The organism is Anoxybacillus sp. FSL W8-1294, assembly GCF_037965005.1.
GTDB lineage: Bacteria > Bacillota > Bacilli > Bacillales > Anoxybacillaceae > Anoxybacillus > Anoxybacillus flavithermus_G.
Genome location: NZ_CP150179.1, coordinates 2,153,446 through 2,167,070, shown reverse-complemented (window position 1 = coordinate 2,167,070; position 13,625 = coordinate 2,153,446). Strand labels below are relative to the sequence as shown.

The window sequence follows — 13,625 nt, the reverse complement described above, 5'->3', positions numbered from 1 at the left end:
CTTTTATAGTAACGGCGAAAGGAGGCGAGCAGTCGACTCGGCGAGCCGCATCCAAAGCGGACGATGTTGAAATTGTTTTTTATCGATTTGCGTTGAATCGCGAAAGTCGTTTAAAAAGTCATCGACTAACGTTTGCACGCTTGGCGTTTGATATAAAAACGCATTCACCTCAAAATTTAAATGAAAGCTGCGCATATCCATATTCGCTGTGCCGATGGAAGCGAGTTCTCCATCTACAACGATAATTTTGCTGTGCATAAATCCTTTTTCGTATTCGTAAATGGTCGCTCCTGCTTCGAGTAGTTCGGGAAAATAAGAGCGTGACGCGTAAAATACAATTTTCTTATCCGGTCGCTTTGGGACAAGAAGCCGCACGTCAATTCCGCTTAATGCCGCTACTTTTAACGCCGTTAAAATGTCTTCATCTGGAATAAAATACGGCGAGGCGATCCAAATGGAGCGCTGTGCTGATGTAATCATCGCAAAAAATAAATGTTTCAGCACTTCCCATTTCGTATCCGGTCCGCCGGCGACAAGCTGAACCCCTCCAAGTGCTTCAGCCTCAACTGTCGGTGCACTTAAGTAGTTCAGCGTTAATAGCTGTTGACCGGTCATGTAATACCAATCTTGCAAGAAGATGAGCTGCAACGTGCGAACCGCTTCGCCGTAAACGAATAAATGCGTATCGCGCCAAAACCCGAAATATTCGTTTTTTCCTAAATATTCGTCCCCAATATTTAACCCGCCAACAAAACCGACTTTTCCATCAACGACGATAATTTTACGATGGTTGCGGAAGTTAATTGTATTGTTTAAAAACGGCAAGCGCACAGGGGAGAAAGGGATGATATCAACGCCAGCTTCACGCATCTCCTGTATGTACGTTTTCGATAGCTGCCAACTGCCGACCGCATCGTATAAAAAGCGGACGTGCACCCCTTTTTTTGCTTTGCCCATTAATATTTGCTTCAGCCGTTGGCCGATGTCGTCATCGCGGACAATATAATATTCAAGATGAATGTGATGCTCGGCTTTTTCCAATTCGGCAAAAATAGCGGCAAACGTTTCTTCTCCGTTCGTCAACACACGTGTTTTTGTCGCAGTTGAAATCGATTCTTTCGTCATGCGTCTCGCTAGTTGTAGCAACGGCTGTTGATGCGGTTTCATATATAATGTTTGCGCGTCATGCGCCTCGTTGCGCTCTAGTTTGCGAAACGTTTGTTCATCAAGCAACGCCTTTTTTCGAAATAGTCGTTTTTTGCGATAGTTTTGGCCGAGTAAAAAATAAAGAATAAAACCAACGAGCGGAAAGCTGCTGAATAAAACGAGCCATGCGAGCGTTTTTGTTGGATGGCGATTTTCTAAAAAGATGACAAACGAAATAAAAATTACTGACAAGGTGACAAATAAGCTGAACGTTCCGAGCAGCCAGCCTTCCCAATAATCTTCTATCACTACTAAAAAGCCGACGAAAGTAAGTATAAATAGCACAACTTTTAAAGCGTTTCTCATTTGTTGTTCACCTGACCTCGCGAGAAAAAAGCCGATTTCAATCAATTGAAATCGGCGTTATGAGTTTGGAAAGTGTTTGGCGATCATTGTTAATGCTTGTTCTGCGATGACGATTTTTCCGTATTCTTCGAGACGATGAATCGTCATTTGCGAATCTTGCCCGTATTCAAGCAATATGCTTAACATATTGTCAATGTCGCGATCGGTATCTTCTTCTGTAAATTCGACGTACAAGTAGTAGTGATTTTCAAATGCGAATAGTTTGTTGTGTAATGTTGAAAAATCGCGACGGTGCGCAAGGGCAATGACGTCTTCAATCGTTTTGAAACGGATGACGAACTGGAGCGGATTATCAGGTTCTGATGATGATGCTTTTATAATGTTAAAATGTTGGTCTAATATATGTTCAATTTTTTCATCAACCGGTAAGTCTCTGAAGCGTTCATCGACAATTGGCAATTCGAGTTTGCTGCCGTCTTTTGAAATTTGCGCTTTTGTAACGAACACTTCTAACCCTTTTTCAAGAGCATGCACTTGAATCCAAAGCGGTCCTTCTAAATAAATTTCTGCTTCTTGATGGATTTCATCCATCATTTCCCAAAATAATTCTTCACTCCGTTCGCGATTGTACCAAATTTCTTCACGATCGAAGCCGCGTTCTTCAATATCTCCGTAAGATATATATAGTTTCAACGTATATTCATTGATGCGTTCGATTTCCATGTTCCTCAGCTCCCTTCTACGATTATCCAGTCAGGAAGGGAATGTATCCCCGAGCGTTCGCCCATCCTCCTACATCTTGTACTTCTATTGTATGACAAAATGTGAAAGAAGGGAAATAAAAAACGCCTAATTCAATAAATTTAGTTGTTCCCCTATTTTTTGTATTTGTTGCAGGAAAAAAGACGATGGTGGTGAAAAAAATGTGTGGAGAAAGGAGAGGTTATATGTTTGTCGCATTATTGAAAAATGGAGAAACATGTTCGTTGTTAGACGATTGGACGATCGAGCAGCTACATGTATTGCGAGCGACGCAGGCGTTTTTTTGTCCTGTTTGTTTAAAACGAGTTCAGTTGAAAATAGGGACAAAACGTATGCCGCATTTTGCGCACGAAACGAAATGTACGATTGAAACAGAGCGGGAGACATTTGCTCATTTACAAGGAAAACAACAATTGTATGAATGGTTGACAAATGAAAAAATCGAAGTAGAAATCGAGAAGTATTTGCGGCACATTCAGCAACGTCCAGATATATTTGTTCGACATATGCAACACATGTACGCGATCGAATATCAATGTTCCGTCATTCCATTCTCTTTATTCGCGAAACGAACGAATGCATACAAGAACGCACATATTGTCCCGATTTGGTTACTTCATACATCCCATGTCAAACGCCGCAGTTTGTTTTTTCAACTTTCCTCATTTTCATGGCTATTTTTCAATGATCAAGAAGTCATCCCGTTTTATTGTGATGAACGCCGAGAAGTATCGTTTCTTCATCATCTTATTCCGCTCTCTTCTACGCTCGCATACGGAGAATGGGCGACGTTTCCACTTCATGCGATATCGTTTTCTTCTTTTTTTCAGACGCCACAACGACAACATGATGTTTTGTTTCATGCATGGCAAATGAAAAAGAAGCAATGGCGGCTATCTCCCCTATACTATCGCACAAATCGAACGTTTTGCCGCATTGTATATCATGCGCATATGACCCCATCGTTATTTCCTCATGAGGCAGGCATTCCGCTTCGCCATGCGTATTGGTTTGAGACACCTCCGTTTATTTGGCAAACGTATATGTTGCTTGAGATGATGCGTATTCCGCTTCATGTGACGTTTTCGTTTCATCAATTATATGAGCGAATGCGATATTTCATTCGTCAAAATCTTATTCATATTCGCCGCTTGCCGCTTGTGACAAAAAGTCATTACTCATATGCCCTTATGGATTATTTACATGCGCTCGTTTCGCTTCGTTTTTTAAAAAAAGTCGGAAAAAGTTCGTTTCAGCGCATTCGGTCATGGTCGCTTCCGCGCAACGCTGAAGAAGCGATCGTTGGAGATGAGCAACTATTGCGACGAATTGTAAGCAAAAAAGAGGATTTTTTCACAAAACGAGAATAATATATAAGTAAACATTTTGATGTAAGAGGTGATTGATATGGAAAAAACGTTGCCGACACGTAAAGACGTTCCGGTAGAGTACACATGGCGTCTCGAAGATATTTTCGCAACAGATGAACAATGGGAACAAGAATTTCAACAAATTCAAGCACTGCTTCCGAAATTTTCGGAGTATAAAGGCAGATTAGGGGAAAGCGCACAGATGTTATACGAAGCGTTACAATATCGCGACCATGTGTTCATGCGACTAGGAAAATTATATGCGTACGCACATATGCGCCATGACGAAGATACGGCTAATTCGCTTTATCAAGGATTGGAAACGAGAGCGGAAGGGTTGTATGCGGAAGCAGGTCAAGCGACGGCGTTTATCGTGCCAGAAATTTTAGCGATGGATGAAGATGTGTTGCGCACGTTTTTACAACAATACGAGCCGCTTCGTTTGTATGCGCATGAATTAGATGAAATGAACCGCCAACGTCCGCACGTGTTATCGGAAAAAGAAGAAGCGTTGCTTGCACAGGCGGCGGAAGTGATGAACGCATCAAGCAATACGTTCGGGGCGTTAAATAATGCTGATTTGCGTTTTCCGACGATTACAGATGAAAACGGAGAAGAAGTGGAAGTGACGCACGGCCGTTACATTCGTTTTCTCGAAAGCGAAGATCGCCGCGTCCGCCGCGATGCATTTAAAGCGGTATACGATACATATCGCAAATATGAAAATACGTTTGCGAGCACGTTAAGCGGAGCGGTGAAGCGCAATAACTTTTTTGCGCGCGTTCGCAACTATCGCTCAGCGCGCGAGGCGGCATTAAGTAAAAACCAAATTCCTGAAACGGTGTACGATAACTTAATTGAAACGATTCATCGCTATTTGCCACTTTTGCATCGTTACGTTCAATTGCGCAAGCGCGTGCTCGGATTAGATGAATTGCATATGTACGATTTATATACGCCGCTTGTCAAACAAGTCGATATGAAAGTGACGTATGAAGAAGCAAAAGACATATTGTTAAAAGGATTGACGCCACTAGGTGACGAATATATTTCGATCGTGAAAGAAGGGTTTGATAACCGTTGGGTTGACGTGCAAGAAACGCGCGGCAAACGAAGTGGAGCGTACTCGTCTGGTTCATATGGAACGAATCCGTACATTTTAATGAACTGGCAAGATAATGTGAACAACTTATTTACGCTTGCCCATGAGTTTGGCCATTCGGTGCATAGTTACTATACGCGCAAATATCAGCCGTATCCGTACGGAAACTATTCGATTTTCGTTGCGGAAGTCGCATCGACGTGCAACGAAGCGTTGTTGAACGATTATTTATTAAAAACGATCGATGACGAGAAGAAAAAGTTATATTTATTAAACCATTATTTAGAAACGTTCCGAGGGACGGTGTTCCGTCAAACGATGTTTGCGGAGTTTGAACATATGATTCATCAAATGGCACAAAACGGGGAAGCGTTGACTGCCAAAGTATTGACGGAAAAATATTATGAGCTAAACAAAACGTATTTCGGGGATGGCGTCGTCATCGATGAAGAAATCGGTTTAGAATGGGCGCGCATTCCGCATTTTTACTACAACTATTATGTGTATCAATATGCGACAGGCTTTAGCGCTGCGACCGCATTAAGCAAACAAATTTTAGAAGAGGGTACACCTGCGGTTGAACGTTACATTGGATTTTTAAAAGCAGGAAGCTCCGATTATCCGATTGAAGTGTTGAAAAAAGCAGGTGTCGATATGACAGCGCCTGAGCCGATTGAACAAGCGTGTCAAGTGTTCGAACAAAAATTACAAGAACTCGAGCAACTATTGTAAAAGGCGACCGTGCGTCGCCTTTTTTCAATGAAATCCGCGAAAGCGGTGGCGGTTGTTCAAATAATTGAAAAACGAAAGGAAAGAAAGGAATAAAAACGGAGTTGAGATGAGCAGCGGAAATAAACGCATTAATGCAAAAAAGTGAATGATGAGTGCGACGATGATCCAGACGATATGCAACGCGAACATGCTGATCCCCCCTTACTTATTCATAGTAAGCGAGGGAGAAAATAATTATGACAAATGTGTGAACAAGTAAGCAAAGCACTTGTCAAGGCATAAAGGAGTCTGTTAATATATAAACGTGAAGTGAATCACAATCAAACAAACTTATACCCCTTTGTTTGACCGTGAAGAATTTCTCCCATCCCCTTTGTTGTCTTTATGACAAAGAAAAAGGACTCGGCATCCCCCGAGTCCTTTTTCTTTATCCGATCCAGCGCCAAAATGAGCCGATTTTCTCCACTTTTTGCTTTAAACGCAACTTTTTTAATTCGCATTCCGCTTTGCTGCGCGGGATGTTGTATACCATGGCAATATCATCGGTCGTAACAAATAGCGCATGATGTAAAAACTGTTCAATTGGTGGAAGTGAAGATGGTTGAGGATGAAATCCGAGCATTTCATGGATTAAATCGACATATACGTCGTACGGATAACAGCCTGAAATTTTAATGCCTTCCTCTTCAATGTTTTCGTTAAAAAAGACGAGCGTTGGAACTTCGCGAACGTCCATTTCTGCACTAATTTTTAAATCGCATTGTAGCGCTTTAACGGCACTTGGAGAAGATAAATCGTTTATAAACTCTTGCACATCTAAACCAGCATCGATGGCGCATTGAATGAGTGTGTTTGTTTCTGTAATCGTTTTGCCTTGAATAAATACAATTTCTTGTAGTTGACGCAAAAAGCGAATGCTCGCTTGACGCCCTTGCAATTCGGCTGCTTTCACAGCGAGCGAAGCAATGTATGGGATCGGCAACGGCGTTTGAAGAAGCACGCGGTCTTCACAGGCGATGCCGACGCGCGACGCATGCCGATCGATTTGTTTATAACTGACGCCATTCAGCCGATCGAGTTGACCGGTTAAGACGTGACGCAAAGCAAAATATTGTCCGTATTCGATCCATAATTTTTTTAACACAGGTTCAAGCGCCCAACAGTCTGGGCAAAGAGGATCGACAAATAAGTAAATCTCTAATTGCTTTGCCGTTCCTTCTTGCTTACCATTCACCTTCATGCTCCTTTCGCTCGTCATCTGGTGTATTAATCATATGTTGGGCAGTCAAAACAAGGCGTTGATACAATTCATCTCGAACAGGTCCTTTTAGTCCGATCGCATCCATCGCTTCATGCATACACGCAAGCCATGCTTTTGCGCGCGTTGGTGTAATTGGAAACGGCAAATGACGGGCGCGCAACATCGGGTGTCCGTGTTCGGCTGTATATAGCGGAGGGCCGCCTAAATATTGCGTTAAAAATTGTTTTTGTTTTCGCGCGGTTTCCGTTAAATCGTTCGGGAAAATAGGCGCCAAGTCAGGATGCTTTGCGACTCGTTCATAAAAAGCATCAACGAGTTTTGAGACAACTTGTTCGCCTCCAATCGCTTCATAAGGGGATTGAAACATATGAAAAACTCCTTTGCCGAGATATATACATATTGTAACAACGACTTTGTTTCATCTCAAACGATGTGACTTGCGGCATAGTACGTTTGCATGACTTTTTTCACGTAGTTCATCGTTTCGCGAAACGGTGGAATGCCTCCATGTTTATCGACATTCCCTGGTCCTGCGTTATAAGCCGCAAGCGCAAGGGCGATATTGCCGTCGTACCGATCGAGAAGTTGGCGTAAATATTTTGTCCCGCCTTCAATGTTTTGTTGTGGATCAAAGGCGTCTTGTACCCCTAACATGCGCGCCGTGCTCGGCATTAACTGCATCAGTCCCATCGCCCCGACGCGGCTTTTTGCTTGCGGATTGAAATTCGATTCATGGCGAATGACCGCATAAATGAGTTTCGGATCGACATCGTATTTCGCTGCAGCTTCGCCAATCCATTGATGTATTGTATCTTTATGAAGCGGTGCGCTCACTTTATATGTCGGCGCTTTCGTTTCTTCGCTTGTCATAGGCGGAAGCGATAGGCGCATTGCTTCCGTTTTTTCGTTCGTCTCTGGCGTTAACAGCTCGCGAAATAAGTCGTGAAACGATGTCGTTGGCGCTTCTTTTTTTCCTTGTAAATGTTGCAACGCTTGCAGTTCAAGAAGCAATTTCAATTGTTGCACGTTCATGACGATCGCTCCGTTTCGTATTTAGCTTCGTAAAATCGTTCAATTTTATTTTTTGTTTTTCGTTTTGGAATATGAAACGATTCGAGCAGTTGCGTAAACGTTTTTTCCCCTTCTGCTCGTTCGTTCGCTTCGTATTCGACTTCATAGTCAGCTACGTTCATATATTCGCTATAATCGAAAACGAGCGTGCCATTTTTATACGGGCGTTCCGCGCGCCGAGTTGTGAGCGATCCGAAACAAACGATCGCTGTTGGATCGATATGAAGCGCCTGCAATATGTTGGCGATGTCGCCTTGAAGTGATGTCGCACCCGAAATAAGTGCTGTCGCGGTTTCAGACGTTAGCGGCTCATGCGTTTCTAACAGCCCGTCTTCGTATGGTTGTTTTAATGTTAATGTATATGAGCCGTTTTTGAAACGAATGCGTAATGCGCTTTTTTGTTGTTTCAGTTGAAAGTCTGGCGTGTCAAAATAATAATTTTGTTGCACGTCCCATTCCTCATCGCGCACGCAAAATGCGTTCGTTAAGCGGGAAAATTCTTCAGCCGTCAACACGTTTTTAAATTCAATTTCTAATTCATGCTTCATCGTTTTTTCTCCTTACATCATTCTACTTTTATTATCAACATGTACGCGAAAAAGTGCAACTAGTGAACATCGCTAGGTGAAATGTGGTAAAATAAAGGCGGACATCATGGATGACGGAGGAACAAACATGAAAATATATGTACATACAGCAGAAAAAAAAGAAAACGGATGGTACTTTTTATGTGAGGCGTCGCTTCAAGGGTTACAAGCGAAACGCCATATGCTTGTTGATTCGGATGCATGTGCGTTCGCATACATATTAGAAGCGGCGGATGCGTTCGTTTATGTCATTATGCCAAAGGAAGTATGGGGGGCGATGAAAGAAGCGCTTCGTACAAGCGAGCCGGTGTTTCTTGTCGGAAACGATGCAACAATCGAGTTAGAAGGCATTCATGAAGAAGTGGCATACTTAATCGAAAATATTGCAGGAAATGCAAACTACGGTGAAGAAATGGAACAGGCGGTAACGGCATTTTTCGCATAAGTAGGTGGTTGAATGGAAAGACATTGGGAGTTTTTTTTAGCGCCGTATAAACAGGCGGTGGAAGAGCTGAAAGTAAAGTTAAAAGGGATGCGCGCCCAATTTGAAATGCAAGGGGTGCATTCTCCAATTGAATTTGTGACAGGAAGAGTGAAGCCGATTGCGAGCATTTTAGATAAAGCGCAAAAGAAAAATATTCCACTCGATCAACTCGAAGAACAAATGCAAGATATTGCTGGTTTGCGCATGATGTGTCAATTTGTCGATGACATTCAGACGGTCGTTGAACTGTTGCGCAAGCGCAACGATTTTACGATCGTTGAAGAGCGCGATTACATTACGCAAAAAAAAGAGAGCGGGTATCGTTCGTACCATGTCGTCATTCGTTATCCGGTGCAAATGATTTACGGTGAAAAAAACATTTTAGTGGAAATTCAAATTCGCACGCTTGCGATGAATTTTTGGGCGACGATTGAACATTCGTTAAACTACAAATATAGCGGCAAGTTTCCAGAAGATATTCGCCAACGATTGCAGCGCGCCGCAGAAGCCGCATATTTGTTAGACGAGGAAATGTCAAAAATTCGCTTTGAAATTCAAGAAGCGCAAGCGGTGTTTTCGCGCAAACAAGACTTAAAAGAGAGCGAGGAGTGAAGGCGCGTGAAATTTGCGGTCATATCCAAAGGGGATGCGATATCAAACGAATGTATGTATAAAATTCGTACATATTTAACCGATTTTCGTTTAACGTATGATGAAGATGAGCCGGATATTGTCATCTCAGTCGGCGGGGATGGGACGTTGTTGTATGCGTTTCATCGTTATCGAAGCCGGCTCGAACAGACGGCGTTTGTCGGGGTACATACGGGTCATTTAGGCTTTTATGCCGATTGGGTGCCAGATGAAATTGAAAAGCTCGTCATTGCGATTGCGAAAACGCCATATCAAATCGTGGAATACCCGCTTTTAGAAGTGACGATTCGATATGTGCGCGGCGGACGCGAAGCAAAATATTTAGCGCTCAATGAATGTACGGTGAAAAGCGTTGGAGGGACGCTTGTGATGGACGTTGAAATTCGCGGCGATTTGTTTGAAACGTTTCGCGGGGATGGGTTATGCATTTCGACGCCATCGGGAAGCACCGCTTACAATAAAGCGCTTGGCGGGGCGATTTTACATCCATCGTTAGAGGCCATTCAAGTCGCGGAAATGGCGTCGATTAACAATCGCGTCTTCCGCACGATCGGCTCGCCGCTCGTTTTGCCGAAGCATCATACGTGCATGTTAAAGCCGGTCAACAACGTCGATTTTCAAATTACGATCGACCATTTATCGTTATTGCATAAAGATGTGAAGTCGATACAATGCCGCGTCGCTGATGAAAAAATTCGCTTTGCGCGCTTCCGTCCGTTTCCGTTTTGGAAGCGTGTGCGCGAATCATTTATTCAGTAGAAAGGGATTCGTATGTTTCAAATTCGTTGGATCGTCACACAACAACAAGACGGCATGCTCGTTCGTGAATTTTTAAAACAACAACATATTTCAAAAACAGCGCTCACCGATATTAAATTTCAAGGGGGGCGGATCGAAGTGAACGATGTGCCTGTGACCGTCCGTTACGTGCTAAAAGCAGGCGATGAAGTGTGCATTTCGTTTCCACCAGAACAAAAAGGGGTACATATGGTCGCTGAGCCGATTCCGCTTTCGATTGTGTACGAGGACGATTATGTTATCGTCGTCGATAAGCCGCCGCATATGGCAACCATTCCGTCGCGCGAACATCCGCATGTGACGCTTGCGAATGCGTTATTGCATCATTACGAACAACAACAGTTACAAACGACGGTGCATGTCGTCACACGGCTTGACCGCGATACGTCTGGGCTTGTGCTTGTCGCCAAACATCGCCACGTGCATCATTTACTTAGCGAACAACAAAAGCAAGGGCGGGTGAAACGGCGGTACGAAGCGGTTTGCCACGGTTATGTCACCCCGCTCGTTGGAACGATTGATGCGCCGATCGGACGAAAAGGCGACAGCATCATCGAGCGGGAAGTGCGGCCAGACGGTCAGCGAGCGGTGACGCATTATGAAGTATTGCAACAGAAAAATGAGATGACGCACGTGTCGATTCAATTAGAGACGGGGCGAACGCATCAAATTCGCGTTCATTTTTCTCATATCGGTCATCCGCTCGTTGGTGATGATTTGTATGGCGGTTTTCGGGAGCAAATCGACCGCCAAGCGTTACATAGTTGTGAGCTGACGTTTTTTCATCCGTTTTTTGAAAAAACGATGACGTTTCATGCGCCGCTCCCTGACGACATCGCCCGTTTGCTTTAATCAAACGGGCGAAACTTTTCAGCGACATATGGCATCGTTGATGGAACAGAAACGGTCTCCATTTCTGGATAGCGAAGCGCCGTGAGTTGTCCACCGAATACGCAGCCGGTGTCGATGTTGACGGTGTTGTTTAGCCAGCGCGGCTCTTTGACCGGCGTATGTCCATATACGATGAGCGCATCGCCTCGGTAATGTTTTGCCCAATCTCGGCGCACAGGGGAGCCGTCTGGATGTTTTTCTCCTGTAATGTCGCCGTATAGCACAAACGTTTTTACTTTTTGATTCGATTTGCCAATATAGTCCCCTCGAATGCCGGCGTGGGCGATCACAAGTTTTCCATCGTCTAAGACGGCATAAAGCGGGGCGTTTTCGTACAGCTTCATAAATTGCGTACGAATGCGCGTTTTTGTTTTTTCATCGGCTTGTTCCCACTCCGCTACTGTCGTTTCAAGCCCGTGCGTAATTTGTACGTTTCGACCGAGAAAAAAACGATACAATTTGTCGCAATGGTTGCCCGGAACGTACACCGCTTTGTTTTGTTGAACGAGCGCAACGACCGTGTCAATGACTCGCAACGATTGCGGACCACGATCGGCTAAATCGCCGACGAAGGCAAGCTTTCGCCCGTTCGGATGAATCGGGATATCGTGTTCCCAAACGTAGCCAAGCTTTTTTGTTAATAACATGAATTCGTGAAAACAGCCGTGAATATCGCCAATAATGTCGTATATCATCTATTGATCTTCCCTTTTTTACTATTCATTATGTACAACAAATCCCCAGGGCAATACGCGCTGGGGACTACTCATTTTTTTGCCAAAAGATTTTTGGATCATATTCCGTAATTGTCATTTTGTCGTTGTAAAAACTTACTTCGATCAGTCGATTATCTTTACTGAATATATGGCGATATTCGCCTAATTTTTTTATTGCTTCTTCATCTTTCCATCCTTCATTTACAATAGTTTGATAGAAAGGATGGGACGGTGTAAAGTCAGACATAGGCTCTTCTAACTGGAAGAAAGCTTGACTGATAAAAACAGGATGCACCTTGCCTTTATCGTTATCTATTTTTATGACTTTTGCCCCTTCAGGAATTGGAAATCCATTATACATAGGGATTTCTTTTTTATTGCATCCCATCAACAAACCTAACAAGATAAATAACAATATACACTTCTTCAATGCTTTCTCCTCACTTTAAACTTCACTAATTAGAATACCAGTAATCATTTGTTTGAATAAAGTAATGTTTTGCTAATGAATTGACTGATTTCCAAGGGCGGTTATAGTCACTTGGAGTATGTTGAGCAGTCAAAGGTTCTCCGTTGCTATCATAATTCACTACAATAGAAAGGTGATCGAAATAACCATCGTTGTCAAAGTCATATCCAACAAGACTACCTATTTTCAAATCTTTTACGTTACTTATATAATAAGCACCAAGCCCACCTGCATCATTGTTTCTTCTTGCATAATAAACATAATCATGAGCAACAGACCAACTTGTAGTGTTTTGGTTACCTTGATACCACCACCGCAAATCGCCCCACCAATCCATATTTACTCCACCACCGCGGTTAATTGCTTGTGAAATAAAGTTTGTACAATTATTTGAGAAAACTCTAAAGTCAGGGTTGTTTTTGTTATACCAATTGTATGCATATGATCTAGCTCCTGATCGATTGTACAAGTGTTGTGTGGACATTATGCTTATGTCGTTCGTTGCTTCAATAACTTGTTGTCTATTCATTTCTTCAATTGGAGGTAAGTTGCTATTTGATGCCTGTTCACTAGTGTAATCCATTTCATCTTCAAATTTGTAATCAACTAATGCATATAACTTGCTTCTTTTGTTTTCGCTGGACGTGAAAATAAACTCATGTGTTCTTGTCTCTAGCCATGGATGTTCCTCCATCTGTTTTTTATTTTTGTACTGGTAGTATTTAGCTACCTCCACACGTAAGCTCAATTTGATTGTGTCATTCATTTTATCTATTTGTATATCATCTACGTTTAAAATTTCTATTTTCTTGTAGGATGCACCTAGTTCGTTTATATAATTTTTATCTCTCTTTATAATACTTTCCAATCTCAATTGCGACTTAGTATTTTTTAGTTGAGGTACTTCACTTTCTTCTTGTTGTTGTGAAATAAGAGAGTTGTACCTCTTTTCAATAACTTTCAAAGCTTCTTGAACAACTTTATTTTTCTCTTGCTCACTTATATTGTTATGGGCTAAAGTAGTAGAAAGAGGAAGAATGAAAAAGAAAAGCAAAACAGAGAGAGTTGAGATGAAAATATTTCTCATATAGAAACCTCCTTTTTTTCTGAAAAAAAATTTTATAAATCAAGAATAATTTTAACATGTAAGTAAAAATTATTTCAATAGGGATTATTTACCGTAATTATGGTAGTACGTCGTCTTATATGTGAGAGGAGA

16 protein-coding genes are annotated in these 13,625 nt (G+C 42.5%); 6 read left to right on the top strand and 10 right to left on the bottom strand.

Annotated elements, in window-relative coordinates; translation table 11 throughout:
• Positions 1 to 3: 3 nt before the first annotated feature.
• On the bottom strand, positions 4 to 1,512 hold the full coding sequence (gene cls, locus NSQ23_RS11590) for a cardiolipin synthase (RefSeq protein WP_339170842.1): 1,509 nt from the start codon (positions 1,510 to 1,512) through the stop codon (positions 4 to 6).
• A 57-nt stretch (positions 1,513 to 1,569) separates the two neighbouring features.
• A complete protein-coding gene (gene mecA / locus NSQ23_RS11585) occupies positions 1,570 to 2,235 on the bottom strand; it encodes an adaptor protein MecA (RefSeq protein ID WP_004891810.1) in 666 nt (221 codons plus the stop codon).
• A 224-nt stretch (positions 2,236 to 2,459) separates the two neighbouring features.
• On the opposite strand from mecA, the gene NSQ23_RS11580 reads away from it, so the two are divergent.
• Positions 2,460 to 3,644 carry a competence protein CoiA family protein gene (locus tag NSQ23_RS11580; RefSeq protein WP_339170840.1) on the top strand — a complete coding sequence of 395 codons (1,185 nt, stop codon included), beginning with the start codon at positions 2,460 to 2,462 and terminating at the stop codon, positions 3,642 to 3,644.
• Positions 3,645 to 3,681: 37 nt separating this feature from the next.
• A complete protein-coding gene (pepF, locus tag NSQ23_RS11575) occupies positions 3,682 to 5,478 on the top strand; it encodes an oligoendopeptidase F (RefSeq protein ID WP_339170838.1) in 1,797 nt (598 codons plus the stop codon).
• 24 nt (positions 5,479 to 5,502) lie between these two features.
• Here the strand turns inward: pepF and NSQ23_RS11570 are convergent, their stop codons facing one another.
• The 5 genes from NSQ23_RS11570 to NSQ23_RS11550 form a co-directional block, all read right to left on the bottom strand.
• Complete coding sequence (locus tag NSQ23_RS11570; RefSeq protein ID WP_339170836.1) at positions 5,503 to 5,667, bottom strand: hypothetical protein; 165 nt, start codon at positions 5,665 to 5,667, stop codon at positions 5,503 to 5,505.
• 238 nt (positions 5,668 to 5,905) lie between these two features.
• Positions 5,906 to 6,718 carry a ClpXP adapter SpxH family protein gene (locus NSQ23_RS11565; RefSeq protein ID WP_339170835.1) on the bottom strand — a complete coding sequence of 271 codons (813 nt, stop codon included), beginning with the start codon at positions 6,716 to 6,718 and terminating at the stop codon, positions 5,906 to 5,908.
• Positions 6,702 to 7,106, bottom strand: a complete 405-nt coding sequence (locus NSQ23_RS11560; RefSeq protein WP_004891799.1) for a hypothetical protein — start codon at positions 7,104 to 7,106, stop codon at positions 6,702 to 6,704. The genes NSQ23_RS11565 and NSQ23_RS11560 overlap by 17 nt, the downstream gene beginning before the upstream one ends.
• A 56-nt stretch (positions 7,107 to 7,162) precedes the next feature.
• Complete coding sequence (locus tag NSQ23_RS11555) at positions 7,163 to 7,771, bottom strand: lytic transglycosylase domain-containing protein (protein ID WP_339170834.1); 609 nt, start codon at positions 7,769 to 7,771, stop codon at positions 7,163 to 7,165.
• Entirely contained in the window at positions 7,768 to 8,358 is a 591-nt protein-coding gene (locus NSQ23_RS11550) for a CYTH domain-containing protein (protein WP_004891796.1), read from the bottom strand. Before NSQ23_RS11550 ends, NSQ23_RS11555 begins: the two co-directional genes overlap by 4 nt.
• Positions 8,359 to 8,485: 127 nt before the next feature.
• Between NSQ23_RS11550 and NSQ23_RS11545 the strand changes: the two genes are divergently transcribed.
• The 4 genes from NSQ23_RS11545 to NSQ23_RS11530 are packed head-to-tail and all read left to right on the top strand — an operon-like array spanning position 8,486 to position 11,182.
• On the top strand, positions 8,486 to 8,842 hold the full coding sequence (locus tag NSQ23_RS11545; protein ID WP_339170831.1) for a hypothetical protein: 357 nt from the start codon (positions 8,486 to 8,488) through the stop codon (positions 8,840 to 8,842).
• A 12-nt stretch (positions 8,843 to 8,854) separates the two neighbouring features.
• Positions 8,855 to 9,493, top strand: coding sequence for a GTP pyrophosphokinase family protein (locus NSQ23_RS11540; protein ID WP_128356856.1), 639 nt, complete (start codon positions 8,855 to 8,857; stop codon positions 9,491 to 9,493).
• A gap of 6 nt (positions 9,494 to 9,499) precedes the next feature.
• Positions 9,500 to 10,291: an NAD kinase gene (locus NSQ23_RS11535; protein ID WP_339170829.1), complete on the top strand. Its 792-nt coding sequence runs from the start codon at positions 9,500 to 9,502 to the stop codon at positions 10,289 to 10,291.
• Positions 10,292 to 10,303: 12 nt separating this feature from the next.
• Entirely contained in the window at positions 10,304 to 11,182 is an 879-nt protein-coding gene (locus NSQ23_RS11530; protein ID WP_339170827.1) for an RluA family pseudouridine synthase, read from the top strand.
• Here NSQ23_RS11530 and prpE read toward each other — a convergent pair.
• From prpE to NSQ23_RS11515, 3 genes are all read right to left on the bottom strand, one after another.
• Positions 11,179 to 11,916: a bis(5'-nucleosyl)-tetraphosphatase PrpE gene (gene prpE, locus NSQ23_RS11525; protein WP_339170826.1), complete on the bottom strand. Its 738-nt coding sequence runs from the start codon at positions 11,914 to 11,916 to the stop codon at positions 11,179 to 11,181. The genes NSQ23_RS11530 and prpE overlap by 4 nt on opposite strands.
• A 67-nt stretch (positions 11,917 to 11,983) precedes the next feature.
• Positions 11,984 to 12,340, bottom strand: coding sequence for a hypothetical protein (locus NSQ23_RS11520; protein WP_318256263.1), 357 nt, complete (start codon positions 12,338 to 12,340; stop codon positions 11,984 to 11,986).
• A 52-nt stretch (positions 12,341 to 12,392) separates the two neighbouring features.
• A complete protein-coding gene (locus tag NSQ23_RS11515; protein WP_012575650.1) occupies positions 12,393 to 13,493 on the bottom strand; it encodes an amidase domain-containing protein in 1,101 nt (366 codons plus the stop codon).
• Between the last annotated feature and the right edge of the window lie 132 nt (positions 13,494 to 13,625).

Coding starts and splice junctions, on each gene's coding strand:
- NSQ23_RS11580 (WP_339170840.1), top strand. CDS start 2,460: ATGTTTGTCGCATTATTGAAAAATGGAGAAACATGTTCGTTGTTAGAC.
- NSQ23_RS11515 (WP_012575650.1), bottom strand. CDS start 13,493: ATGAGAAATATTTTCATCTCAACTCTCTCTGTTTTGCTTTTCTTTTTC.
- mecA (WP_004891810.1), bottom strand. CDS start 2,235: ATGGAAATCGAACGCATCAATGAATATACGTTGAAACTATATATATCT.
- cls (WP_339170842.1), bottom strand. CDS start 1,512: ATGAGAAACGCTTTAAAAGTTGTGCTATTTATACTTACTTTCGTCGGC.
- prpE (WP_339170826.1), bottom strand. CDS start 11,916: ATGATATACGACATTATTGGCGATATTCACGGCTGTTTTCACGAATTC.
- NSQ23_RS11570 (WP_339170836.1), bottom strand. CDS start 5,667: ATGTTCGCGTTGCATATCGTCTGGATCATCGTCGCACTCATCATTCAC.
- NSQ23_RS11550 (WP_004891796.1), bottom strand. CDS start 8,358: ATGAAGCATGAATTAGAAATTGAATTTAAAAACGTGTTGACGGCTGAA.
- NSQ23_RS11560 (WP_004891799.1), bottom strand. CDS start 7,106: ATGTTTCAATCCCCTTATGAAGCGATTGGAGGCGAACAAGTTGTCTCA.
- NSQ23_RS11545 (WP_339170831.1), top strand. CDS start 8,486: ATGAAAATATATGTACATACAGCAGAAAAAAAAGAAAACGGATGGTAC.
- NSQ23_RS11555 (WP_339170834.1), bottom strand. CDS start 7,771: ATGAACGTGCAACAATTGAAATTGCTTCTTGAACTGCAAGCGTTGCAA.
- NSQ23_RS11565 (WP_339170835.1), bottom strand. CDS start 6,718: ATGAAGGTGAATGGTAAGCAAGAAGGAACGGCAAAGCAATTAGAGATT.
- NSQ23_RS11540 (WP_128356856.1), top strand. CDS start 8,855: ATGGAAAGACATTGGGAGTTTTTTTTAGCGCCGTATAAACAGGCGGTG.
- pepF (WP_339170838.1), top strand. CDS start 3,682: ATGGAAAAAACGTTGCCGACACGTAAAGACGTTCCGGTAGAGTACACA.
- NSQ23_RS11530 (WP_339170827.1), top strand. CDS start 10,304: ATGTTTCAAATTCGTTGGATCGTCACACAACAACAAGACGGCATGCTC.